The organism is Arthrobacter sp. USHLN218 (assembly GCF_037144715.1).
Classification (GTDB): Bacteria; Actinomycetota; Actinomycetes; order Actinomycetales; family Micrococcaceae; genus Crystallibacter.
The window spans coordinates 760,472-785,068 of record NZ_JBBCYT010000002.1 but is presented as its reverse complement, the minus strand read 5'-3'; the positions used below and the strand labels follow the sequence as shown (position 1 = coordinate 785,068).

19 protein-coding genes and 1 pseudogene are annotated in these 24,597 nt (G+C 68.1%); 8 read left to right on the top strand and 12 right to left on the bottom strand.

Annotated elements, in window-relative coordinates:
- Positions 1–451, top strand: a pseudogene (locus tag WFH44_RS07325) (3,4-dihydroxyphenylacetate 2,3-dioxygenase); the annotation flags it as partial.
- 197 nt (positions 452–648) lie between these two features.
- On the opposite strand, the gene WFH44_RS07320 reads toward WFH44_RS07325, so the two are convergent.
- From WFH44_RS07320 to WFH44_RS07310, 3 genes are all read right to left on the bottom strand, one after another.
- The gene (locus tag WFH44_RS07320; RefSeq protein ID WP_336712878.1) at positions 649–2,130 is read right to left on the bottom strand and encodes an MFS transporter; all 1,482 of its coding nucleotides are present in this window, start codon (positions 2,128–2,130) and stop codon (positions 649–651) included.
- Positions 2,131–2,225: 95 nt separating this feature from the next.
- Positions 2,226–2,804 (bottom strand): hypothetical protein, encoded by a 579-nt coding sequence (locus tag WFH44_RS07315; protein WP_336712875.1) that lies wholly within the window; start codon positions 2,802–2,804, stop codon positions 2,226–2,228.
- The gene (locus WFH44_RS07310; protein WP_336712874.1) at positions 2,797–4,707 is read right to left on the bottom strand and encodes a primary-amine oxidase; all 1,911 of its coding nucleotides are present in this window, start codon (positions 4,705–4,707) and stop codon (positions 2,797–2,799) included. The genes WFH44_RS07315 and WFH44_RS07310 overlap by 8 nt, the downstream gene beginning before the upstream one ends.
- Before the next feature lie 121 nt (positions 4,708–4,828).
- On the opposite strand from WFH44_RS07310, the gene WFH44_RS07305 reads away from it, so the two are divergent.
- From WFH44_RS07305 to WFH44_RS07295, 3 genes are all read left to right on the top strand, one after another.
- On the top strand, positions 4,829–5,422 hold the full coding sequence (locus WFH44_RS07305; RefSeq protein WP_336712872.1) for a TetR/AcrR family transcriptional regulator: 594 nt from the start codon (positions 4,829–4,831) through the stop codon (positions 5,420–5,422).
- A 282-nt stretch (positions 5,423–5,704) separates the two neighbouring features.
- Positions 5,705–6,592 (top strand): helix-turn-helix domain-containing protein, encoded by an 888-nt coding sequence (locus tag WFH44_RS07300; protein WP_336712944.1) that lies wholly within the window; start codon positions 5,705–5,707, stop codon positions 6,590–6,592.
- Between the two features lie 399 nt (positions 6,593–6,991).
- On the top strand, positions 6,992–8,476 hold the full coding sequence (locus tag WFH44_RS07295; protein WP_336712870.1) for an APC family permease: 1,485 nt from the start codon (positions 6,992–6,994) through the stop codon (positions 8,474–8,476).
- A gap of 533 nt (positions 8,477–9,009) precedes the next feature.
- On the opposite strand, the gene WFH44_RS07290 is transcribed toward WFH44_RS07295, so the two are convergent.
- Positions 9,010–10,392, bottom strand: coding sequence for an MFS transporter (locus tag WFH44_RS07290; RefSeq protein ID WP_336712869.1), 1,383 nt, complete (start codon positions 10,390–10,392; stop codon positions 9,010–9,012).
- 306 nt (positions 10,393–10,698) lie between these two features.
- Between WFH44_RS07290 and WFH44_RS07285 the strand changes: the two genes are divergently transcribed.
- Complete coding sequence (locus tag WFH44_RS07285) at positions 10,699–11,454, top strand: IclR family transcriptional regulator (protein ID WP_336712867.1); 756 nt, start codon at positions 10,699–10,701, stop codon at positions 11,452–11,454.
- A gap of 1 nt (position 11,455) precedes the next feature.
- Here the strand turns inward: WFH44_RS07285 and WFH44_RS07280 are convergent, their stop codons facing one another.
- From WFH44_RS07280 to WFH44_RS07265, 4 genes are all read right to left on the bottom strand, one after another.
- The gene (locus WFH44_RS07280) at positions 11,456–12,619 is read right to left on the bottom strand and encodes an MFS transporter (RefSeq protein ID WP_336712865.1); all 1,164 of its coding nucleotides are present in this window, start codon (positions 12,617–12,619) and stop codon (positions 11,456–11,458) included.
- A 320-nt stretch (positions 12,620–12,939) separates the two neighbouring features.
- On the bottom strand, positions 12,940–15,978 hold the full coding sequence (locus tag WFH44_RS07275) for an SMC family ATPase (protein WP_336712863.1): 3,039 nt from the start codon (positions 15,976–15,978) through the stop codon (positions 12,940–12,942).
- Positions 15,975–17,135: an exonuclease SbcCD subunit D gene (locus WFH44_RS07270; protein WP_336712862.1), complete on the bottom strand. Its 1,161-nt coding sequence runs from the start codon at positions 17,133–17,135 to the stop codon at positions 15,975–15,977. The genes WFH44_RS07275 and WFH44_RS07270 overlap by 4 nt, the downstream gene beginning before the upstream one ends.
- A gap of 94 nt (positions 17,136–17,229) precedes the next feature.
- Positions 17,230–18,222 carry an MIP/aquaporin family protein gene (locus WFH44_RS07265; protein ID WP_336712860.1) on the bottom strand — a complete coding sequence of 331 codons (993 nt, stop codon included), beginning with the start codon at positions 18,220–18,222 and terminating at the stop codon, positions 17,230–17,232.
- Positions 18,223–18,357: 135 nt separating this feature from the next.
- On the opposite strand from WFH44_RS07265, the gene WFH44_RS07260 reads away from it, so the two are divergent.
- Both WFH44_RS07260 and WFH44_RS07255 read left to right on the top strand, forming a co-directional pair.
- Positions 18,358–19,470 carry an ADP-ribosylglycohydrolase family protein gene (locus WFH44_RS07260; protein WP_442892881.1) on the top strand — a complete coding sequence of 371 codons (1,113 nt, stop codon included), beginning with the start codon at positions 18,358–18,360 and terminating at the stop codon, positions 19,468–19,470.
- 33 nt (positions 19,471–19,503) lie between these two features.
- On the top strand, positions 19,504–20,430 hold the full coding sequence (locus WFH44_RS07255; protein ID WP_336712857.1) for an SDR family NAD(P)-dependent oxidoreductase: 927 nt from the start codon (positions 19,504–19,506) through the stop codon (positions 20,428–20,430).
- 63 nt (positions 20,431–20,493) lie between these two features.
- Here the strand turns inward: WFH44_RS07255 and WFH44_RS07250 are convergent, their stop codons facing one another.
- The 4 genes from WFH44_RS07250 to WFH44_RS07235 all read right to left on the bottom strand — a co-directional run bounded on the left by WFH44_RS07250 (position 20,494) and on the right by WFH44_RS07235 (position 23,643).
- Entirely contained in the window at positions 20,494–21,507 is a 1,014-nt protein-coding gene (locus tag WFH44_RS07250; RefSeq protein WP_336712855.1) for an exonuclease domain-containing protein, read from the bottom strand.
- 119 nt (positions 21,508–21,626) lie between these two features.
- Positions 21,627–22,316, bottom strand: coding sequence for a hypothetical protein (locus WFH44_RS07245; protein ID WP_336712853.1), 690 nt, complete (start codon positions 22,314–22,316; stop codon positions 21,627–21,629).
- Complete coding sequence (locus WFH44_RS07240; protein ID WP_336712852.1) at positions 22,313–23,257, bottom strand: ABC transporter ATP-binding protein; 945 nt, start codon at positions 23,255–23,257, stop codon at positions 22,313–22,315. The genes WFH44_RS07245 and WFH44_RS07240 overlap by 4 nt, the downstream gene beginning before the upstream one ends.
- Positions 23,254–23,643 (bottom strand): GntR family transcriptional regulator, encoded by a 390-nt coding sequence (locus tag WFH44_RS07235; RefSeq protein ID WP_336712942.1) that lies wholly within the window; start codon positions 23,641–23,643, stop codon positions 23,254–23,256. Before WFH44_RS07235 ends, WFH44_RS07240 begins: the two co-directional genes overlap by 4 nt.
- A 293-nt stretch (positions 23,644–23,936) precedes the next feature.
- Between WFH44_RS07235 and WFH44_RS07230 the strand changes: the two genes are divergently transcribed.
- Positions 23,937–24,536 (top strand): HAD family hydrolase, encoded by a 600-nt coding sequence (locus WFH44_RS07230; protein WP_336712850.1) that lies wholly within the window; start codon positions 23,937–23,939, stop codon positions 24,534–24,536.
- Positions 24,537–24,597: the final 61 nt, after the last annotated feature.

Here is a 24,597-nt window from a genome sequence, read left to right as displayed (position 1 = left end):
CTTCTCCACCCACGAGAAGCACAACATCATCCAGATCTGCGACAAGATGGGCGCCCTGCGCATGTCCGACCGGATCGAGCGCGGCCCCGGCCGGCACGGCGTCTCCAACGCCTTCTACCTGTACATCCTGGACCCGGACGGCCACCGCGTGGAGATCTACACCCAGGACTACTACACCGGCGACCCGGACAACCCCGTCATCACCTGGGACGTCCACGACAACCAGCGCCGCGACTGGTGGGGCAACCCCGTCGTCCCCTCCTGGTACACCGAGGCATCCCTGGTCCTCGACCTGGACGGCAACCCGCAGGAAGTCCTCAAGCGCGAAGACACCTCCGAAATGGACGTGACCATCGGCGCCGACGGGTTCTCCTACACCCGCGCGGACGATGAGTCCGGCTCCTACCGCGGCGAGGCGGCCAAGGGCTTCAAGCTCGGCAACCTGGTCTAAAACCCGGCCCGGGGCCGGGGCCCGGCGCTCCAGGCAACCCGGACCCAAACGGTGACAAGTACGGCGGCGGCACCCACCGCCGTCGTACTTGTCACCTTCCGTGTTAACGGCCACGCGTGACACCTTCCGGGCCGGGGCGGACCGGTGTGCCGGGAACGGGCGGGACGACGGACCCGGAAGGCCCCACGCGGCGGCGCTCAGACGTGTCCGGCGCGGATACGTGCCCGCTGGTCCTTGACCGCGATGGCCAGCGTCGCGAGTACGATCACGGCGATCGCCGAGAATCCGATGGTGATCGCCACGGTCCAGTTGGTCTGCGCCAGGGTGGCGAAGGAAATGGCGGTGATGAGGGCAATGCCGACGGCCGTCCCGATCCGCTGGCCGGTCTGCTGGACGCCGCCGGCGCTGCCCGCATAGTCGATCGGAATCTCGGCGAGCGTCAGCGTCTGATTCGGACTGACGACCAGCCCCTGTGCGGCGCCGACGAAGGACAGGCTCAGCATCAGCCACCAGATGCTGGTCCCGTTCAGCTGGTTCAGGTGGACCACCAGCACGCTGGAGGCCAGGCCGATCAGGGCGCTGGCGATCCCCCAGATGACGACCTTGCGGCCGTATTCCGTGACCTTGCCACCCGCCCAGTGCGACCCGAAGGCCACCAGGACCGCCGCGGGCAGCCCCACGAGGCCGGCCTCGAGCGCCGTGCGGCCGAGCCCGTCCTGCAGGTACAGGGCGATCAGCACCCATACGCTGGTCATGCCCATCATGTAGAGCCCGGAGATCGCGGTCCCGTTGGCGAAGCTGGAGAGCCGGAAGAGCGCCAGGTCCACCATCGGGCTGCGGCCGATCCGCTTGTACCGGTTCTCCCACCACACCCAGGCCACGAGTCCGGCCAGCCCCACGGGCAGCAGCGCCCACACCCAGGCGGCTTCCCGCGCCTCGACGAACGGCAGCAGCACGACCAGCACCACGGCCCCCAGCAGCATGGAGCCCACCGGATCGAGGTCTCGCGGCTCGCGGCCGCCGGGAGCGCCGCGTGGGTCGGCAGAGGGGGCTGTCCTGGTCCGCATGGGCTTGGGGAACCAGAGGAAAGCCAGGAAGGTGGCCAGAACTCCGACCGGGACGTTGACCAGGAAGGTCCAGCGCCAGCCGTTCTCCTCGCCGGCCATCTCGACGAGGAGGCCACCGATGAGCGGACCGATGGCGGCCGAAACACCGATGACGCTGCCCAGCAGTCCGAAGGCCCGGGCCCGTTCCTCGCCGCGGAAGTACTGCTGGATCATCCCGATGGCCTGCGGGTTCAGGAGGCCCGCGCCAATGCCCTGGATGAAGCGGATGAAGTTGAGGCTGGCCGGGTCCTGGGCCAGCCCCGCAGCCACGGACGAGAGCGTGAACGTGATGAGGCCGGCGATGAAGATCGGCCCGCGGCCGAAGACGTCGCCGGCGCGTCCGGCCGCCACCAGCACCACGCCGAAAGTCAGCGCGTAGCCCGAGAGCACCCATTGGATGTCGGACTGGGTGGCCCCGAGGCCGATCTCGATCGAGGGCAGTACGACGTTGACGATGCTCACGCCCAGCAGGGCCATGAACACCGTCACGAGGAGGACCGTGAGGATGCGCCAGCGGCCGGGGTCCGGCACGAAATCCGGATCCGCCGGCGGGTGGTTCGGTGACGCGCTCACCCTCCATTCATACGCCGCGTGGCGGAAGCCACAAAACTTGCCGGGCCGTGTCCTGCGAAGCAGACTGCGAACCTATCAATCCAGGCCCGCGGGAGCTATAGTTGTGCGGCTGATCTCCTGATCCAGGTGGCAGCGGCCATCGCCCCCGCCAGTTCCAGGAAGATGACGGCCAGCATCGGACCGGCGCTGCCCGCTCCCCCGCCTGCCCCGGAGGACGCCTGCGCCGCGGCGGCCACCGCGCTGTGGTGCATGTGCGCTGGGTGTCCCCCGCCGGCCAGCGGCTGCACGACGAGCAGCAGGTGGAAACCAGCCATCGCCAGGGCCATGCCCATGAAGCTTCGGGCCGCTCCGGCGCATCCGGACCGCCAGAGCTGCACGACGCAGGACAGGCAGGCCGCGGCCATCAGGACCATGAGGCCGGACTCCCACCAGCTCCCGCGATGCAGCCACGCCATCCAGCCGTGGGCCGCGGCCGATGCCACTGCCGCCCCGGCGCAGAGCCTGGGGTGCAGCGGCACCGGCCGGCGGACCACCGCGTTGGCGCGTGCCGTCGCGGCGGGACCCGCCGTGGCAGTGCCAGCGACGGCGGGACCCGCCGTGGCAGGACCCGCCGTGGCAGCGCCGGCCACGGCCGGGTCCGTCATAGCCACGTCGGCCACGGCCGTGTCAGCCATGGCAGTGCCCGCCGGCGGGCTTGGTCGGCGGCACGTCCAGGACGGGGCTGCGGTCGAAGAAGCCTTCCGGCCGCAGCTTGAAGCCGGCGGTGTCCACCGGCATGATCGGCCAGTCCTCCACCCGCGGGTAATGCGTCAGGCCGAAGGTATGCCAGAGCACGATGTCCTCGCCGTCGATCCCCCGGTCCTGCGCCATGTAGGCCGGCAGACCGGCATCCCCGGCGTGCTGGTTGACGAAATCGCCCGTCGGGTAGCGCTCCTCTTCGGCGTGGCGGGTGACCCAGAGGTCCTTCGTGGCGAAGGCTGCGCGCCGCGCCACCGATGACGCGGGATCCGCGAGCAGCGTGGGCTGACCCTGCGGATGCAGCTTGTACCCGACCGGCTCGCCCAGGCGGTTCAGCGACTCCGGATTGGAAATGATCCAGGTGCGCCCGGCCGCCATGTCGGCTTCCCTGGCGCCCTCGGCCTCCGTCCGCAGCAGCGTACGACGACGGGTGAACGCGTTTCCGCGCTCGTTGCCTTCGCCGAGGGGGACCCGGACCGCTTCTTCCTCTTCCACCCGGTTCGTCAAACCGTCCAGCGCCATGTCCAGCCGGGCGCTGAACAGGTGCTGATGGAACGGGGCACCCAGTCCGGGAGCCATCTCGGAAGCGTAGGGGTAGCCCTTGCCGGGGTGGGCGCTGGTGAACACGATGCCGGTGGCCTTCGCCTCGAACTCGATCGTGCCGTCCAGGTAGAGGTACCAGTAGAAGCCGTAGTCGTAATTGCCGATGGTGGTGAAGAACGAAACGACCATCCGGCGGTTGCGCCTGGTGTAGTTGATGCCGGTCCACAGGTCGGAGTGCTTGGCCAGGATGGACCAGTCCTCCTCATGCATGCAGATGCCGTTGCGGATCTCGCGCGGGTTGCCGAAGCCGTCGGCGATCACCGGCGACAGGTAGGTGATGTCACCGAGGCAGTCGCAGCCCAGCTCCAAGGAGTTGGCATATTGGCCCACCAGGTACTCGCCGGTGTCGAAGTAGTTCTGCCAGGACCGCACGGGCGAGGGATCACCATAGGGCACCACCATTTCGGCGATCGATGCGCGCCGGACGATCGAGCGCTTCCGGTCCCCGTCCTGGAAGGCGATGTTGTGCAGGACCACGCCCTCGCGGACGTCGAAGCCGACGTCGAAGCTCCACTTCTCCCACTCGATGTGGTTGCCGCCGGACACGGTGAAGCTCGGGCCCTCCGGCTGCGTGATGCTGATCGGCTTCTGGGTCTCACGGAGAGGCCCCGTCAGCTCAGGATCGGTGTAGTTGCCGTGCTCGGCCGGGACCGCGACCGGTCCGAAGTCCAGCACCTGGTCCACCGTCTTGCTGACGATGTCGACGTAGGCGACCAGTCCGTCCACCGGATGCGCCCAGGCGCTGTCCTCGGGGAAATTCTGGTAGAAGGCGAGACCGCGCAGGATGCGCCGGCCCTTCTCCTCGGGGTACTCGAAGACACCTGCGGAGAGCGGGGCCACCCGCACCTTATCGACGTCGAGGTTGCGGTCGGCGAGCGCCTTCAGCCAGCGCTCATCCCCGGCGAGGATTTCCTCGACGACGGCGAACTCCTCCTCGAGTACCGGCAGCTCGCCGGTGACGGAGGTGTCCAGTTCGGTTGCCGATTCCACCGCGTTCCGGGTCACCGACACCACCACGTCCTTCGGCGCCGCCCCCGAGACATCGTGCAGGAAGGCGCGGAACCTCCGGTCCGCCCCGCGCGCGGCGCCGCGCGGCGGGTCGAGCAGGCCGAGGTAGGCGAAGCGGATGTTCTCTCCGGCGAGGCCTGCATCGGCCAGGATCCGGCGGACCTGCGTGATTTCGTCGGCGGACGCCAGCGCGTAGGCGGAGGAAAGTTCCGTAGAGGAGATGGTCATGGCTGCCCTTCCAGCGGTTTCGCGACGCCGATTGCGTCGTTTTTCTATGACTGTAGATAATAGTCGTCCGTAAGATAGCTCACAAGGGTTTTTCTACAATTGATGCAAAACAAGGAGCACCATGCCCAAGATCGTCGACCACGACCAGCGCCGGGTCGAGCTGGTCAACGCGACCTGGCGCATCATCGCGCGCCACGGCATGGAAGGCGCGACCATGCGGGAGATCGCCACCGAAGCGGGATTCGCCAACGGTGCACTGAAGCCGTACTTTCCCACCAAGGACGACCTGCTGACCTTCGCCTTCGGACACGTCTTCAACCAGACGAACCTTCGGATGGAGGCGAAGACGGCGCACCTGGCGGGCCTCGAAGCCCTGCGCGCGTTCTGCCACGAGATCCTCCCCCTCGACGAGGAAAGAATCAGCGAGGCGCGCATCGTCATTCCGTTCTGGCAGAAGGCCCTGACCGATCCCGCAAAAACGCGCCTACACGAGGAATCCATGGCGCAGTGGCAGGGATTTCTCCGCAAGTACCTCGGCCAGGCGCACAAGGCAGGGGAAGTTGCAGCCGGAACCCAGGACGACCAGGTCGCCGGATTCCTCATGAGCTTCGTCCTGGGCGCACAGATCACCGCAGCCCTCACCCCGGCGACACACTCACCGGAGCAGCTCATCGCGCAACTGGACGCCTATCTGGCGCTGCTCGCCGGAGCCTGACGAGTTTTTCGCCCGACGTCGAAAAAAGGTGACAATACTGCCCCTACCGGCTAAATTGGATGCATTGTGATTCACGCCACGCCGTTATTGCAGCCACCGTCCGCCGCGGAACACCCCGCGGCGGAAAGCGCCGCCGCCCTGGCACCTCAGTCAGAAGCAGCCCGCCCCGCACCCGCCCCGGAGCCCGAGTCAGCCGCGGTAACCGAAGCCGAGGCCGCCCGCGCCGCGCCGGCTCCGGGTGTCGAGACGGCTGACGCCGCCAGCTTTGCCGAATGGCGCAACCTGGTCAACCAGTCCTTCGTCCCGCTGGATGTGCAGACGGACACGACGGAGGGGTTCCGCGGGCGGATCCGCTCCCGCGTGCTGGACGAGCTCTCCATCGTCGAAGTCAGCGCCAACGGCCACCGGGTCCTGCGCACGCCGTCGCTGATCTCTTCCGCCGACCGCCTCTACTACAAGCTCAACCTCCAGCTCTCGGGCCACGGCCTGCTCATCCAGGACAACCGCGAAGCCAGCCTCCGTCCGGGGGACCTGGCTGTCTACGACACGCACAGGCCCTACACCCTGGGCTTCGAATCCGACTTCCGCACCCTCGTCCTGATGTTCCCGCACGAGGCGCTCGACCTGCCCGCCGACGCCGTTGGCCAGCTCACCGCCGTCCGGCTTCCCGGCGACGCCGGCCTGGGACGAATGATCAGTCCGTTCATGGCGCAGCTCGCCGAGAACCTGGACGCCCTCTCGGGCAACAGCGGCCAGCGGCTTGCCAACAACGCGGTGGACCTGATCGCGACCATGTTCGAGAGCGAACTCGACGCCCGGCGCGAAACGGATGCGGGGAGCCATCCCGAACTCCTTGCCAGGATCCGCCGCTACATCGAAGCCAACCTGGGCAATCCGGAGCTCTCCCCCGCCGAGATTGCCGCGGCCCACTACGTCTCGACCCGCCACCTGCACAATATTTTCGCCGCATCGGGCACGACGGTGGCGAGCTGGATCCGCGCCCGCAGGCTGGATCACTGCCGGAGGGACCTGCGCGATCCAATCCTGGCGGACAGGCCCGTCGGCAGCATCGCCGCCCGCTGGGGGTTTTTGGACGCCGCGCACTTCAGCCGCATTTTCCGCAGCAGCTTCGGCGTGCCGCCCAGCAGCTACCGCCGCCAGGACATCTGACCGGAGGCCGCGACGAGGCCCGCCGGGACGGATATCGATGTCCGGCCTGAGCGAGCACACGAGAGCGCCGTCGCCCGGCCTCCACGAGGACTCCGCCGTTGCGTCCCCGCCCCGTCGGTCCTGCCGCGTCTGCTGCTGCACTGCCCTATCCAAGCTAGCCCGAAGCAGCGCCCGCCTCCGGGGTTCCGTCTGGCACCGGCCGCCGTCGCCCACGGCCCGCACCCCTCACGCCGCCCCAAGCGCACAAGCCACCGGCCCCCGCCGTCCGTCCGGCTGCAGATTCGCACCTCGCCAAGCTGTGCACGATTCGACAAGTGCCGTACCGCCAAGGGCAAGCCCCGACCGGGCCGCCGTTGCCACAATCGAAGCATCTTTTTTATTCTCCCGTTGGAGGTTTTCATGTCACAGGAACGAACGGTGCCACAGCTCGAAGGCGGTTCGGGAACCGGCCTCGGCAAGCGCACGCTGGGTGTTCCGGCACTGGTCTTTATGATCATCGCCGCCTCCGCGCCGCTCACCGTCGTGGCCGGCGGCACGACGAGCAACTTCGCCGTGACAGAAGTACTGGGGATTCCACTCTCGTTCATCGTGCTCGGCGTCTGCCTGGCGCTGTTCACCGTCGGCTACGCCGCGATGAGCGCCCACATCACCAATGCCGGCGCCTTCTACGCCTATATCGCCCAGGGCCTCGGCCGGGCGGCGGGGGTCGGTGCGGCGTGGGTCGCGCTGGTTTCCTACAACGCCATGCAGGTCGGGATCTACGGCCTGTTCGGCTTCGCGTCGGCGTCGTTCGTGAGTGCGAAACTCGGCGTGGATGTGCCTTGGTGGGCCACCGCTCTGGTCGGCTTCCTGGCGGTGGGCTGGCTGGGCGTCAGGAAGGTCGACCTGTCGGCCAAGGTTATCGCGATCCTCGTCGGCCTCGAGTTCGTGGCCGTACTGGTCTTCGACATCATTGCCATCGCCGTCGCGCCGGAGGGGATTTCCGGCGCTTCCATGGATCCGGCCAACCTGTTCACGGCAGGGGTCGGGGCCGCGCTGGCCTTCAGCATCGCGGCCTTCATGGGCTTCGAATCGGCTGCCATTTACAGCGAAGAGGCCAAGGATCCCAAGCGCTCCATCGCCCGGGCCACCTACATCGCCGTCGCCGTCATCTCGCTCTTCTACGCCTTCTCCGGATGGGCCACGGCGACAGCCACCGGCCACAGCCAGATCATCGCGAAGTCCCAGGAGTTAGGCCCCGACCTCATCTTCGTGTTCCTGACCGAGCACGGCGGAATGGTGTTGGCCGACATCGCCCAGGTGCTGTTCGTGACCAGCCTGTTCGCGGCGCTGATGGCGTTCCACAACGCCGTGGCGCGTTACGTCTTCTCGCTGTCCCGGGAGGGCGTCCTCCCCCGCCGCCTGGCCTACGTAAATCCGGAGTCCTTCGCTCCGGTGGCGGGCTCGCTGTCGCAGTCCCTGCTAGCCCTGGTCATGCTCACGGTCTTCGCCATCGCCGGCATCGGATCGGAACTGGGTGCGCTTTATCCGGTCCTCACGTTCTTCACCTGGCTGACCAACACGGGGGCGTTCGGGCTGGTCCTGCTGCTGGTGCTGATCTCGGCCGCAGTGATCGGGTACTTCCGGAAGCACGGCGAGGGCTACTCGCTCTGGGTCAAACTCATTGCGCCGACCATGGCCGTCATCACTCTCGGCGCCGTGTTCATCCTGATCGTGGCCAACTTCAACGTCCTGATCGGGTCCGAAGGCTCGTCTACGCTTTCCTGGCTCCTGCCGGCGATTGCCGTGCTGCCCGGCGTGGCGGGGCTCTGCTGGGGCCTGTACCTGAGGTCGGCCCGCCCCGAGGTCTATGCCGGCATCGGCCATGGCGGAACCGACAGCTGACCGCTCACGCTCCAGCGGCGGCAAGGGCGCACCATCGTAGTCCGGGGCGCGCCGCTCCCGCGGCCGGCCGGTCCTCCCCTCGGGGCGGGCCGGCCGGTCCCGTTAAACAGAAAAGCCGGGGCTGCAGAGGTTGGGGGGCTGTGCAGCGCCGGCTTTTCCGGTTCCGGGCTCTCGTTCAGGACCCGGGCGGAGGGCCGGCTTCTTCCCAAGCACGGCCGTCGGAACCACCCTAGCCTTGCGGCCAGCGCGGGCGCGATGGGGAGAACTACCCATACCTGTAGCTTGACCTCGGCCTCCGCAGGATGCGGTGGCGCGCAAAGAACCTGCCACCGCCGTCGCACCCCGTACGAGGCAACACCGACGACGCGCAGACGCTGCCGGGCACCGCCGTCGCACCTTCACACACGTAACGGTCACGGTGAGGCGCATAGACTCCGCCAGGCGTCCCCCGCACCTTGGCCGGACAAAGCAGAAAGCCGGGCCGCCGCGTTGAGTTCGCGGCAGCCCGGCTGTGAGTATTGGAGGGTGACTGGTCAGCGTGCCTCGGGATGCGAGCGCAGGTATTCCTGGTGCGCCTCTTCCACCCGCAGGTTCTTCCCCTTGGTTTCCTTGACCATCGAGACCGCCACAAGCGAAATGACGCAGAGGACGGCGATGTAGATGCCAATGGAGATCGTTGTTCCAGTTGCGCCCAGCAGCAGCTCGGCGATCATCGGGGCGAAGGCGCCGCCAAGGATGGCACCAATGGCGTAGCCGATGGAAACACCCGAGTAGCGGACGTTCGCCGGGAACATCTCGGCGTAAAGGGCCGACTGCGGGCCGTAGGACAGGCCCAGGCCGATGGTCAGGACGAATGCGGCAACGGTGTACCAGACGATGCTCGCGGTATCGATGAGCAGGAACATCGGGATGGCCCACAGGAGCACCCAGACGTATCCGATCTGGAAAGTGCGGATGCGCCCGATCCGATCGGAGAGGATGCCGCCGTACATCGTGAAAATCAGCCAGCCGAACGCGGCGAGCGTGCTGGCCAGCAGAACCGCGGAGCGGTCCATGCCCAGGCCGCCTTCCTCGGGCGCCTTGGTGGCGTAGGAGGCAAAGAATGCGATGAGCAGGTAACCGGCGGCGTTGTTGGCGATGAAGATCAGCGCGGTGAGGATGACCTCTTTCAAGTTGTGCTTGAACAGCAGGCCCAAGGGGGCGGCCGATTCCTTCTTGCGCTCCTGCATTTCCTTGAAGACCGGGCTCTCATCTACCGAACGGCGGATCATGAAGCCAACGACAATCAGGACGATGGAGAACAGGAAGGGAATGCGCCAGCCCCAGGCGAGGAAGGCTTCGTCGCTCATGAGAGTGCTGAGCAGCCACATCACGCCGGTGGCCAGGATCATGCCGCAAGGGACGCCGATCTGCGGATAGGCGCCGAAGAAGCCCCGCTTGTCGACGGGCGCGTGCTCAACAGACATCAGCGCCGCGCCGCCCCACTCGCCGCCGGCCGAGAAGCCCTGCAGGATTCGCAGCAGCACCAGCAGGATCGGAGCCCAGATGCCGATCTGCGCGTAGGTGGGCAGCACACCGATGAGCGCGGTGGCGAGGCCCATCAGGACCAGGGTGAAGACGAGCATCATTTTGCGGCCGAGCCGGTCCCCCAGGTGTCCCGCCACGATGGCTCCGAGCGGACGGAACAGGAAGCTAATGCCCAGCGAGGCCCAGGAGATAACCTGGGCCAGCCCGGCATTCTCGGCGCCGAGCGGGGCGAAATAGAGCTGGGCCAGGACCAGGCCGGCGGCCTGCGCGTAGATAAAGAAGTCGTACCACTCGATGGTGGTGCCGACCAGCGTTCCGGCGAGCACCTTCCGCTCCTCTTTCCGCGTAGAGGGGCTAAGGTTGCCGGCCAGTTCTTCTGACGTTGACATGGAAACTCCGATACTCCCGGTCGAAGATTACCGACAGAACGGTCGGTATGTGACGGATGCCATATTACACGACGGTGAGGCGTATCTCACAGGAATTCGGGGCTCTTTGCGTGCCGCCGGCCCGCCCAGCGGGCAGCCCCGCCCCGGACCCGGCCCGAACTCGGAGGCCCACCCGCTCGCTGGCGCGGCGCACTGTTCGATAGTTGGACATTTCGTGCCGATATAGAACAATGGTCGTATTGTGAGGGCACACACAATCATCACAATCATAGGTGTGCGTCTCGACATTGACTGAAGGATGAACCGATGAGCCAGCCTGTTCCCCCGGCCGACCTGTCGCCCGCAGGCGTGGAGCGTGCAGCGCCGAAGGGGCCAGCACATTCCCAGACCCTCTCGCGTGGCATCCGGGCGCTGGAGATCCTGGCCGAGGCACGGGCCCCGATGACGATTGCCGAGCTGTCCCAGGCCCTTGGGGTCCATCGGTCCATTGCCTACCGGATCCTGCGCACCCTGGAGGACCATTCGCTGCTGATGCGCGATTCCGCCGGCAGGGTCCAGGCAGGCCCGGGGCTCGCCGCATTGGCGAGGGGCGTCTCCAGGGATCTTCAGTCGGCCGCCCTGCCGGAACTGACCACCCTCGCCAACGACTTGGCCATGACCGCGTTCATTGCCGTCTGGGACCAGCGGGATTGCGTGACTCTGGTGACGGTCGAGCCGCGGCACACCGCCGCGGCCCTCGTCCAGCACCCGGGCATGCGGCATTCATTCGCCAGCGGTGCCCCGGGCATCGCCATCCAGGCCGCCGTTGGACGCGAGCAGTGGGAGCGGCAAGCCCCTGGGCAGCCGTTCCGGCCGGAAGCGGAGCTGGCCCGGAAGGTCGGCTATGCCGTCAGCCACGATGAGGTCATTCCCGGCGTATCCTCCGTGGCGGTACCCGTTATCGTTCCGGGACAGCCGCCGGCGGCCATTTCCGTGGTGTACATCCGGACGACGACGTCCACGGAGGACATCGCCGCTTCGCTGCAGCGGGCAGCCTCCGCGATCGAAGCCGAACTCCGCTGAACTAGGCGTCCCCGTGGCCGCCGGGTGAGGTGCCGCGGGCGACGGCGGCGGCGAGGAAGCCGAGCACAAACAGCGCCGCAGCGGCGGCAATCGGGACAATGAAAGCGTCCGCGTAGCCGCCGCGCTCGGCCACGGCCCCGGCCGCGGCGGACCCGATGGCGCTGCCCAGCACGACGCCGCTGGCCAGTAATGTCATCACGGTACCCAGCCGGTCCTTCGGGGCGACCAGCGTGCCGATGCTGAAAATGGTCACCATGGTCGGGCCGACCGGCAGGCCGACCACGAGCAAGACGACGACCATCGTCCCGATGTCGGCGGGCAGCAGCAGCAAGGCGCTGAAGGCGGCCATCGCCCCGGCGCACACGATCCAGCGTGATGCCGGCTTCCACCGGGCCGGCCAGTAGGCCACGGAGAGGGCGCCGAACGCGGAAGTCAGGCCGAGCAGGGCGTACAGCAGCCCGGCCGCATCGGCCGCGCCGAACGTTCCCCCGAATGCGCTGAGCGCATTCTGGGACCCACCGAAGAAGGTTCCCATGGCTATCATGCCCAGGACAGGCACTGATGTACGCAGCCAGTTGACGGGCTGGCGGCTGCGGAGTGCTTCGGCAGCCGCCTCCGGATGCTGATGCGACAGGCTCCGCCGCACGGGAACGACGGCGAACGAAGTGCGGTGGAGGGCAAACGCGGGAACCAGCGTGGCAGTGATCAGCACTGCCAGGACGAAGGGCAGCCACGGCGCGATCGCAGCAGCCAACAGCCCGACCAGTGCCGGCCCCAGGACGAAGGTCAGTTCGTCCGCAGTGCTCTCGTAAGAGAGCGCGGTGTCCAGAACCTGCTTATCGTCGCGGGTCATGGCCATCCAGCGGACTCGGGCGAGCGGGCTGACCTGCGGAGATGTTGCGCCGACTGCAAAAGATGCCGCGAGGATCGCGCCCATTCCGGGCTCTGCTGCTGCGTAGACCACCAGCAGCAGGATTCCGATCGCCAGGGTGTGCGCCGCGGCGGCGAGGAGCAGAACGGGACGCTGGCCCTGGCGGTCCGCGAAGTATCCCAGGGCAGGGGCGCCGATGGCTGAGCCGATACCGACAGCACCGGCGGCGAACCCGCCCGAGGCGTATGAGCCGGTGCTGGCGGTCACCATGGTCAGCGTGCCGATGGTCAGCATGGCTAGGGGCAGACGGGCGGGGAAGCCGATGGCCAGGAAGGACGGGCCTGCCAGTTGCGACAGCCGCGCATAGCGGCCCCAAAGGTTGCGCTTTTGCCCGGCTACAGGGTCCGAAGGAGCCCGGCGGGTGGTAGGACGGCTAGGAAAGCCCGGCGCGGAGCGGCGATTCATTGATTTTCCGTACGCTAGCGTGGCGCATCGTCCCAACCTCCCGATGCGCAGAACCCGGATACGCGGACCATCATACCTGTCCGCGCATCCGCCCGGGCCGCGTCGAGGGCGCCGTCCGCGGGAGCGGCGGCCCCGGCCGGTGCCCGGCTCTATTGGACGGCGGCCAGCACCGTGCGCGCTGTCGACCCGTGGCGACCCTTCGTGACCCGCAGCTGCGCACCGATCCGCTGTTTCATCTCGGCGACGTGGCTGACCAGGCCGACGACCCGCCCGCCGTCCCGCAAGCCTTCGAGGGCGTCCATCACCTGCTCGAGCGATTGCTCATCCAGGCTGCCGAAACCCTCGTCAACGAACAGCGTTTCGATGTCGATGCCGCCGGATTCGGCCTGCACGACGTCGGCGAGCCCGAGGGCCAGGGCCAGGGATGCCATGAAGGATTCGCCGCCGGACAGCGTGGCCGTATCCCGGCGAAGCCCGGTCCATTCGTCGCTCACGTGCAGCCCCAGCCCGGACTTCTTGTTGCCGGACTTCGAGTCATCGTGCACCAGTGTGTAGCGGCCGTCCGTCATGGTGTTGAGCCGCTCCGATGCTGCCGCGGCAATTTGTTCGAGCCTGGCCGCCAGCACGTAGGTGGCCAGTGTCATCTTGCGGTCGTTGTCCCCCAGGCCGCGCACCGTGTCGGCGACCGACCGGACGAGTTCGAAACGTTCCTCGACCGGCCGTAGGCGGGCGAGTTGCTCCGCGAGCCTGGTTCGATAGCCTGCCAATTGCTCCTGCGCGGCCTTCACCATGCCCAGGCGCACCGCTTCCCGCCGGACCTCCTCTTCCAGGGCGCGCGCCTGGTACCGGGCCGCTTCGAGGTCTTCGGCCCTAGGAAGGCTCACACCGCTTTCGGCCGCCTCCCGGGCCCGGATGACGGCGGCCGATTCAGCAAGCAGCCGCAGCCGCTGGCCGGTTTCGTCGTAATCGTTCCTGCGGCGGGTCAGGTCGGCGAGCGCCGCCTGGTCCAGCAGCGCGACGCGGGCTTCTTCTTCCGTCCCGAACTCCGATCCCGCCACCGCCGCAGCGAGTCCCTCCTCCGCACGATCAAGTGCCTGGCTCGCGTGGTCATGCTGGACCAGCAGCTCCGCGCAAGCGGTGATCAGCCGCTCGAGGCGGACAAGTTCGGCCACCCGGTCCTGGAGCCGACCGCCTTCCGGCAGGACTTCGGTGAGCCGTCGTTCAAGCTCGGCGGTCCGGCTGCGCACGGCGCTCAGTTCGGATTCCGCCGTGGCCCGTTCCACGGCCGTCGCGGAAAGCTGCTGCTGCAGTGCCTGCAGCCGCCGGGCGTTGTCCTGGATCTTTTCCTGGAGGATCTCCAGCCGGCGGCGTTCGGCCAGGGCGGTCTCGAGCTGTTCCTCGGCGGCGCGCACGGCACCCTGCGCTTCGTGCGGGGGCGTCGTCCCGCCGCGCGAAGCCAGGATCGAGAGCTCCTGCTCCAGCGCGGAGCATGCTTGCTGTGCTGCCACATGCCGGGCTTCTGCTTCCGCGTGCCGGCTCCGCGCCTGCCCTTCCTGGTCGCGGGTGACCAGTCCATCGCGACCTGGCTGCGCCGGGGCGGGGTGTTCGGTTCCGCCACACACCGGGCAAGGGCCGCCGGCCGTAAGCGTCTCCGCCAATTCCGCAGCGGCCTGTTCCAGCCGGCGCTCCAACAGCTGCAGCCAGCTCTGTTTCAGATCCAGTTGCTCTGTCTGGGCCAGGTCGCGGCGGCGGCGGGCGTCCTCGGTTTTGCGGCAACAGTCGGCGTACGCCGCCACGGCTTCCCTAATGTTCTTCGCCTGGTCCACCCTTTCGGCGAGCAGGGCGGGATCCTGCGGGAGCCGTTCGACGGAATCAAGCTGCGACTGAAGCAACGCCTGTTCCTGCTCCGCCTCCCGCCGCCGCTTTTCCGCCGTTTCCAGCCCTGCCCGCAGGTCTGCGACGTGCCGGTCCTTGAGCAGCTGCGTTTCCTTGGCTTCTGCCAGCCGCTCCGCCTCGGGGAGCATGGCGCGGGCACGGCCGAGCTCGTCCGAAAGCTGCCGCGAAATACGGTCCAGCAGATCCTTGCCCCCGCGGTCCGGTTCCGGCCGGTCCGCCGCGAAGTGCGGATAGAGCCTGTGCGCCTGCGCGGCGTCCGAGCCCTCGAAGAAGTCCTTAGTGGCCTGCTCCACTGCCCGGGCTGCCTGGTCCCGGTGCCGGATCGGCGCCGCGAGCAGTTCCGCGGCCCGGTGCGCCTCCAGCGTTCCCAATAGCTCGGCGTGGGCCGGGGCCCCGGCCCGGTGCCCGGCAGCCTGCTGCTCCAGGCCGGCCACTTCGGCGGCGTCTGCCAGGGCGCGTTCCTGGACTAAAATGCCGTCCTGCAGCCGTTGGACCCGTTGGCGCCCGTCATCCGCTGCCGACTGGCCAGCTGCGGCCTTGTCCGCCAAGGCGCCTTCCAGGACCCTGAACAGGTCCTCGTCCGGCAGCGACTCCGCGGGCAGCATGTCCTCGGGCAGGTGGCGCTGCGCTTCTTCCAGCGCCCGGGCCCGGAGCTGGCCGATGCCCGCCCCGGCGGCCTCGTAGGCTGTCCGCGCTTTGGCCGCTTCGTCGGCGAGCAACTGCTCTACCGTTTCGAAGCGCTCAGTGTTGAACAGCCGCTGCAGCAGCGGCCGCCGCTCTTTGGCGTCGGCCCGCAGGAAGGCCGCGAAGTCGCCCTGCGGCAGCAGCACGACCTTCGTGAACTGCTCGAGGCTCATGCCGAGGATTGCCAGCAGCTCGGAACCGGCTTCATCATTGCGCCAGGTCTTCGGGATCCACACACCATCCGCCTTTTCGCGGAGCAGGGTCAGCGCCTTCTCCGTCACGGCCCCCTTGCGGGAACGGCTGGAGGGCCGTTCCCACTGTGGGCTGCGCGTCACTTCGAAACGCCGGTTGCGGGCGCTGAATTCGCAGACCACTTCCGGGACGGCGTCCGGGGCCGCGTGGTCGCTGCGCAGCCGCTTGCCCTGCTGGCGTGCGCCGGGCACCGACCCGTACAGCGCGAAACAGACGGCGTCCAGGATGCTGGTCTTTCCGGCCCCGGTGGGGCCGTTCAGCAGGAAGAGCCCTTGGCTGCCGAGCTCATCGAAGTCGATAACCTCGCGTCCGGCGAAAGGGCCGAACGCCTGGATCTCGAGGCGGTGGATCCTCATGCCGACACCTCCGCAGCCGCCGCGCCGGCCAGGGTTTCCCGTAGGAGGGCCCGCTCCGCGTCGCTGGCGTCGCGGGAACGGACATGGTCAAGGAAGCCGCAGCAGAGCTCAAGGTCATTCCGGGCCTCGGCGATCCTCCGGCTATAGCTCATCGCCGCCTTCTCCGGCGGGGACGCGGGCTCGAAGGACAGCACCAGCGTGTCGGCAAAACGCTGGCGGAGGCGTTCCATGGCCTTGGCCGGGCGCTCGTCGTCGGTCAGCGTGATCTGGCAGTAGGCATCCTCGGCCCAGGCATACTCGGGCGAGGCCAGCACCTCCTCCAAGGTTCCCTTCAACACGGCCAGGCGCCGGGCGGCGGGCCAGTTCACCGGCTCGACAGAAGTCAGTCCGTCTCCGGCGAACTCCAGGATGAAACCGCCCTTCTCATGCCCCGCTTCGGAAAACGAGTAGGGCAGCGGCGAACCGGAGTAGCGCACCGTGTCGCTCAATTTCTGGCGTCCGTGCAGATGGCCCAAGGCCACATAGTCCAGGCCGTCGAAGAGGTCGAGGGGAACTGCTCCGACGCCCCCGATGCTGAGGTCCCGTTCGCTGTCCGAGGTCAGTCCTCCGCTGGCGAAGGTGTGGGCCATGACGATGGAGTGCACACGCCCCTTCGAACGCCTGGCCTCCAGGTCTGCCCGCACCCGGTCGAGGGCGGCGCGCGTCACCGCGGCGTGGCTGGGAGCGGAGGCGCCGAGCTCTTCTGCCGTCAGCCGCGGCTCAAGATAGGGAATGCCGTACACCGCCAACGTGGCCGTCCCCAGGTCCAGCTCGACCGGGACGGCCAGCTGGTCCAGCCTGGTACGCAAATGCACGCCACCGTGGGCCAAGATCTCCGATCCGAACCCGAGCCGCGAGGCGGAGTCATGATTACCGCTGCTGAGGATGACGGCCGCGCCCGCCTCCCGGATCCGGGAGAGCGTTTCCGAAAAGAGGGTCACTGCGTCCACCCCGGGCAGCGCACGATCGTAGACATCCCCGGCGATCAGTACGACGTCGATGCCCCGGTTGCTGACCGTTTCGAGCAGCTGGTCAATGAAATGCCGTTGCGCGGCCAGCATGCCGACCCCGTGGAAAGAGCGGCCGAAATGCCAGTCGGAAGTGTGCAGTAACCTCATGCCTTCAACGCTATCCGCGCCCTCCGACAGTTTTGCGCAAGCAGGGGCGGCACGTCCGCATTTGGTCGTGCCGCCCCTGCCGAAGGCTGCCGGGTTACTTCCCCTGGTCCCGCTTGCTGCCTGCCCCGCCGTCGAAGAAGTCGCGCGCCTCTTCGGCTCCGCGGTCATCCTTCGCGGCGGCCGGTGCCTCCGCGGCCGCGGCGGAAGAAGCCCCAGCCGGCCGGCCGGCCTCATGGGTCTCCGCGTCAACCGGGGTTCCGGCGGGGGCCTGCACCTGTACCTCGTCCTCCGGCGCCTCGCCGGCTGCGCCGGCCTCGACCTTGGCCGGCGGGACCGTTTCCGCGCTGCGGTACAGCAGGCCGGCGATCACGGCGCCCAGCAGCGGGGCGACCCAGAAGAGCCACAGCTCGCCCAGCGCGGCCGGCTCGGCGAAGTACACACTGGCCGTGGAGCGGGCCGGGTTCATGCCCGCGTTGGAGATCGGAATGAGGACCGCGGTCAGGACTGCGAACGCCAGGCCGACGGCGTAAGGCGCGCCGCGCAGCCGCTCCTTCGAGGAAGTCGTGCCGAGAAAAACGGCGACGAGGACGGCTGTGGCAATGGTCTCGGCGAGGAACACACCGGCCATGCCGAAGCCCAGCTCGTCGCCGCTGGCATACTTGTTCGCCACCGAGCTGAACACTTGGGCGGCCTGGCTGCCCACGGGATGGCTGAGCATGACAACCCACAGCACCACGGCAGCCAGCGACGTGCCGGCCAGCTGCGCGATGACGTAGGGGAGGACGCTCTTCCAGCGGGTCCGTCCGGCGAGCGCGCTGCCCAGCGTAATGGCCGGATTGAAATGGCCGCCGGAGATGTGCCCGAAGGCCAGCATCCCCGCGACGACAGCGAAGCCGAAGCCGAAGGGAACGGCGAAACCGCCCTGGGGATTGAACATGCCGATGCCCATGGCGCCGAAGAACAACAGGAAAGCCCCGGCGGCCTCGGCTGCAATGCGGGCCGACAGCCCGTAGCCCTCACCTAGGCGGAGCGGGCGCGCAGCCGCCGGTCCTCCCGCCTCCGGTCGCGCGGTCTGGTCTGCCGACATGTAGTACGTACCTCCTCGGACCGGCCCGAGGCCGGCATTTTGAACACAAACGGTTACAGCGTTTCACCGCTGACTGGGAATTTACTGAACGCCCGCTGAATTATAGGCTCCGAAGCTCCCCCATAGACTGATCGGGTGAACGACGCCCAGCACCCCGTGGAATCAGGCCTCCCCCTCCCAAGCACCCCGAATTCGTCCGGCGCGGCCGGTCCCGCCGGTTTCGCGTCGCGCGTGCGCGGCTGCCTGCTTGGCGGGTCGCTCGGCGACCAGCTGGGCTATCCGGTCACCGCGAGCAGCTTGGAAGGCATCAGGATCCGTTTCGGAGCGGACGGCCTGCGCAGCTTCGACCAACTGGCCGAGGGCGCCCGTATTTCCGGCACGACGCAGCTGGCCCTCTACACGATGGATGCGCTCGTAGAAGCCCTCGAGTGGGCGAATTCCGGCACCGCCGCCGACGAGACCGCGTGCCTGTGGCTTTCCTATCTGCGCTGGTACGCCGGACTGGAAGGCCGGTTCCCGGAAACGGCACCGCAGCCCCTCCCTCGCTGGATCGACGAACAGCAGCTTCTGCATGAGCGTCGCTCCCCCAGCGCCGCCTGCCTGGCGGCTTTGGCAACGGGCGAGATGGGCAGCCGCGCCCGGCCGCTTAACACCGCGGCCGAGGGCGCCGAGAGCGTCGCCCGGTCCGCAGCCTTCGGGCTGCTGCCGCACGTGGCGGCGGAATTCACCGCCCGCCTCGCGGTTCACGGCGCCGCGTTGACCCACGGGCATCCCGTAGCGCAGCAGGGCGCGGCGGCCTTCAGCGGCATGATCCGGCTGCTCGCCCACGAGGATGCCTCACCGGCCCAGGCCGCGGCGGCGGTGCTGGCGGACATGGAATCCGACCCGGAGGCCTCGCGCCTGGCCGGCAGGCTGCGGGCCGCCCTGCGGCTGGGCGAGACGGGACAGGTGCCGGCGGAGGAACGCCGGGACGCACTCGGCGCCGGCCTGGCCGCCGACGAGGCCCTCGCCGTCGCACTGTACGCGGTCCTGGCCGGTTCGGACCCGGACCCGCAGGAGCACTTCCGTTCCGCACTTGCCCTGGCCATTAACGACGACGGCGACAGCTCCTCCATCGGCAGCATGGCCGGCAGCCTGCTCGGCGCCTACTACGGCGAGGCGGCGCTGCCGCCGGCATGGCTCGCCAGCGCCGAGGGGACCGAGGAGGTCACCGGAATGGCTGACCTCTTCCTGGCCCAGACCGCCTGAACCCGGGCCACCCGGGCCGCCTAGGAGTATCGCGTGAACGAACAGCACAACCCCGCAGACATTCAGCCGCTGCACGGACGGACCATCGTGGTGACCGGCGGCAATGCCGGACTCGGCTATTTCGCCTCGGAGCAGCTGGCCGCGGCCGGAGCGCATGTGGTCATCGCGGCCCGGGACCCGGCGAAGGCCGCCGCCGCGGCTTCCGCCATCACCGCACGCATTCCCGGCGCGCGGATCAGCTGCGAGCCGCTGGACCTGGCGAGCCTGGACTCGATCCACAAGGCAGTTGCGTCATTGGCCCGCCTCGATCGGATCGATGCGCTGCTGGCCAACGCCGGGGTCATCGGATCACCCACCCGGCGGGACACGGCCGACGGCTTCGAGCTGCAGTTCGGCACCAACCACCTGGGCCACTACGCGCTGATCTGCGGCCTCCTGCCGGAGCTTGAGCGGCACCGCGCGCGGATCGTCCATGTCGGCAGCATCAGCCACCGCTGGGTCCGGCCGGACTTCCGTTCCGCCGCCCATCCGGAGCGCTACTCCAGCTACCGTCAGTATGCGCTGTCCAAGCTCGCCGTGATGAGCTTCGGTTTCGAACTGGCCCGTCTCCTCCAGCTGTCCGGCTCCGGCGTCAGTTCGGTGGTGGCGCATCCCGGCTACGCCCGCAGCATGTTCACGCCGTCCCGGCAGGGAATCGAGGCCCGGCCGCATCCGGGCCGGGTGCAGCAGCTGCTGGCCCGCCCTTTGGCCCAGGGCAAGGACGACGGCGCGAGGCCACTGGTGCACGCGGCCGGCGGACCGGATGTGCGCAGCGGCGAGTACTGGGGGCCCGACGGTTTCTTCCAGCTCACCGGGCGCCCGGCGCCGGTCCGGCCGGGGCCGCACGCGCTCGAGCGCAATGCGGCGTCCCGCCTCATCGATCTTTCGCGCGACCTGACCGGGGCCCGGCTCCCGCTATAGGCCGGGCTGCCCCGGCGGCGTTGCCGGACGGGCGGTTCCCGGCGCCCTCCCGGGGCACGCTGCCTAGGCGCTGGCCGCCGGCCATTCGCCGCCGAGCATCTGAAGGAACTCGCCCTCGGAAAGGACTTCGATCTGCTGGCCCCGGCCGTGCAGCTGGAGGACCTTCTGCGCCTTGGCGGTGATCCGGCCGCGCTTGAGGTCCGCCGCGACGAAGCCGTCCCCCACCACCAGCACGGTGGTCTTCCGGGTGACGCTGCTGGCCGGCTGCGCGCCGAGGGCGGCGGCGCGGCTCTTGGCCTGCTGCCGCTCGATGCCCAGGTTGCCGGTGAAGACAACGGTCTGGCCGTACAGCGGATGCGTCCTGTCCGCGTCCGTGTTCGCGGGCGGGTTGGCCCCCTCCTGCGGCCAGTAGGTCCAGGCCGCCTGCGGCACCGGACCGCCGGCCTGAAGTTCCTGCCGCTCCCGGGCTGCCAGGGTCGGCTTAGAGAGGCCGTCCCGTCCCGGCGTGTACTCCTGCAGCCGGGATGCCGACAGCTTCAGGCCCAGGAGCAGTTCCGCCACGCTCGAGGCCCCGTGGCGTCCGGCGATGTCGATCATGATGCCGGCGCAGGCGCGCGCGTCCTCGACTGCGTCGTGGTGGTTGCGCAGCGGGACTCCGGCGGCCTCGGCCACGAAGGGCAGCGAGTACGACACCAGGGAGTAGCTCCGCCGCGAGAGGATCACCGTGCAGGCATAGTCGTACGCCGGGCCGGCCAGCTCCGATACCTCCAGCGCCGAACGGATGACGCCGAGGTCGAAGGCGGCGTTGTGCGCCACGACCAGGTCGCCGCCGATGAAACCGGCCATCTCGGGGAACACATCACCGAACCGCGGCTTGTACGCGACCATGTCCGCGGTGATGCCGTGGATCTGCACATTCCGGGGGTCGAAGCGGTCGAATCCTTCCGGCGGACGCATCAGCCACGAGGCTTCCTCGACGACCTTGCCGTCCCTGACCTTGCTCAGCCCTACCGAACATGGGGAGCCCCGGAATCCGTTTGCTGTCTCGAAGTCAATGGCCGTGAACTCAATTCCCACGTCGCCAAGACTACCCAACGCCTCCGACAGTCACGGGGAGGCGCGACGGCGGCGACCGGCGCTGAGGGAAACCCTCGGCTCCCAGGCCCGGCCGCCGCCGTCGTACTCTCACCGGGGCATCAGGGTGTGGCCCGGCGCAGCGTCAGGTAGGAACCGCAGGCCAACGCGGCACAGAACACCGTAGCCCAAGCCGAAACACTCAGCGGGGTCTGTGCAACGAACCACGCGCCGACTTCCGGCCACAAGCCCTGCCACGTGGCCAACGCCACAAGCCCCAGCAGCACTACCGCCACCGCGATCCACACCACCAGCATGCCGGTTGCCTGCCAGCGCTTGTAGATCGTGGCGAACCAGAATCCGATCATGAACAGGGCCACCATGGCGATGAAGTAGAAGTAGATCTGCACCAGCGCCGGCTGGTCGGCCAGCCATCCCAGCGCATACAACTGGCCGTTCACTCCCCAGCCGCCCGTGGCCTCCTCGATCAGGCCGAGCACGTAGTAGAGGACGCTGATGGCCAGCGCCACGACCGCGAACAGGCCCACCGTGCCGATGTAGAACGTCCGACGGCTGACGCTCATTGCCTGGGAGAACGGGAACGTCTGCGTCATCGACATGATGCCGAGCGCGAGGAAGTACCACATCACGGACTGCGCGGCCCCCGAATACATGGCCCCGCCGTCGCTGGGAACGAGCGCCCAGATGGCGTAGGTGATGAGGAACGCGCTGGCCAGGATGATCGCCGGGATGCCCAGGTACGTCCACTTGTTGATCAGCTGCATGCGCGCCACATTGACCACGCGGTTCATTTCGTTGCCTCCAGTTCAGCGTCGCTGTCCCGCTCCCCCACGGAGAGGTCCGTTCCGGTCGCGGCCATGGTCTTCCGCACAATCAACTGCTGCAGGGTGACGGGCGCCAGTTCAAGCCCCAGCTCGCCGGCCTCGGCACGTTCCCGCGCACTCAGCCGGGCTTCGATGGTGACGGAGGCCAGCGAGGCGAATGTCTCGCGGTGGAGCACGGAGCGGCCCGCCGTGAACTCCCCGACCAGCGCGGCCGGCCCCACCACGGTGACGGCCGAGCCGCGGATGGATTCGGCGTCCTCGTCAACCAGGATGCGGCCCTTGTCGATCAGGATGACGTGTTCCAGCAGGTTTGCCACCTCGTCGATCAGGTGCGAGGAGAGGACGATGGTCCGCGGGTGCTCGGCGAAATCCTGCACGAGCCGGTCGTAGAAGATCTGCCGGGCGACCGCGTCGAGGCCCAGGTACGGCTCATCGAAGAACGTAATTTCGGCCCGCGATGCCAGTCCGATGATGACTCCGACCGCGGAGAGCTGCCCGCGGGAGAGCTTCTTGATCCGCCGCTTGGCCGGCAGCTGGAACTCCTCGACCATGCGGTCCGCAAAGGCCTGGTCCCAGCCGGCGAAGAACATCGAGGCCGCCTTGAATGCCTGGGCGGCAGTGAAGTCATCCGGGTACTTCTGGGATTCCCGGATGAAGCAGATCCGGCCCAGGACGCGGTCGCTCTCGTAGGGGCGGTGGCCGAAGACCCGCACCTCGCCCGAGGTCTGGAATCCCTGCGCCGTCAGCACGGACATGAGGGTGGTCTTGCCGGCCCCATTGCGGCCCAGCAGTCCGTAGATCTTGCCGCCCTCAAGGGTCAGATCGACGTTGTCCAGCGCGAGCGAGTCCTTGTACTTCTTGCTGACGTTCCGCACGCTGATGACTTCAGGTGTGGCTGTGCCGGTCACTGTGCAACGCTCCCCTCGGGTAGTTGTGTACCGCTATCACTGCGGCCGAGCATCAGCGTCAGCTGCTCGGATGTAATGCCCAGTTTTCGCGCCTCCCGGGTCAGCGGCTGCACGTACTGGCGGAAAAACTCTTCCCGCCGCCGTTCCAGCAGCTTCGCCCGGGCGCCGGCTGCGACGAACATGCCGATCCCCCTCTTCTTGTACAGCAGGCCCTCATCCACCAGCCTGCTCACTCCCTTGGCGGCCGTCGCCGGATTGATCCGGTAGAAGGCAGCGAATTCATTGGTCGACGGGACCTGGCTTTCCTCGGCCAGCACCCCGTCGACGATGTCGTTTTCGATCCGTTCAGCGATCTGCACGAAGATCGGACGCGAGTCGTCAATCAGCACCTCCGTCCTCCTTCCGTCCCCCCCTGCCCCTAGTTCATTGGTTCAGTGGTTCATTACTTGTGTAACTAACCATAGCACCGGGAGGACCTGCGGCGTCAAGAGTGGCGTCCGGCGGGCCTGCCAAGAGCGGGAAAGCACGACGACGGCGGATGGGGTGAAGGGGCCGGATCGCCGCGGCGGTGTGGGCGGGGCGGCCGGGGCGGAATGTCCCGCGCGGGGGGGGGAAAGCTTCACAGAGTGTTTACTCCGGGCCCTGCGCGGCCATGCAGCCCGAGGTCTACGCTGGTCCCATGGACAACCGACCTGACCCTCATTGGTATGTCTTCGACTACGGCATGGTCATCTCGACCGCGCCGGAAGATGCGGATTGGCTGGCGATGGAAGATGCCGCGGGACTGGAACTGCGGCACCAGGCCAGCACCTACTGGCGGCACCGGCGCGACTACGACGAGGGACGCTTGTCCTCGGTTGAGTACTGGAGCCAGGTGCTGGGCGTTCCGGCGTCCTTGGGAAAGGCCGCCGAGCTGGACTCCCTCGACGCGTTCCAGTGGTCCCACTTGAACCTGGACACGCTGGACGTGCTGGAACTGCTTAGCTCGCGTTCCGCAGGCCTGGCCATCCTGTCCAACATGCCTGCGGCGATGGCCGACGAGTTCGACGGCGCCAGCTGGACCAGGTATTTCGCGCAGTCCTTCTACAGCTCCCGGATCGGCATGACCAAGCCTGATCCCGGCGTCTTCCGGCACGTGGCGGCGGAATTGGGCGCCGAGCCCTCGTCGATCGTCTTCATCGATGACAAGGCTGAGAACATCGCCGCCGCGGCGGCGCTGGGCTTCACTACCGTGCACCACGTTCCGGGCACGGACCTGCTGCGCGAACTGCGGCTCTAGGTTAGGCCGCGCGGAGCGCACCCGAACCTCGGCACCAGCTTCCGGACTTCAGGCCCTGGGC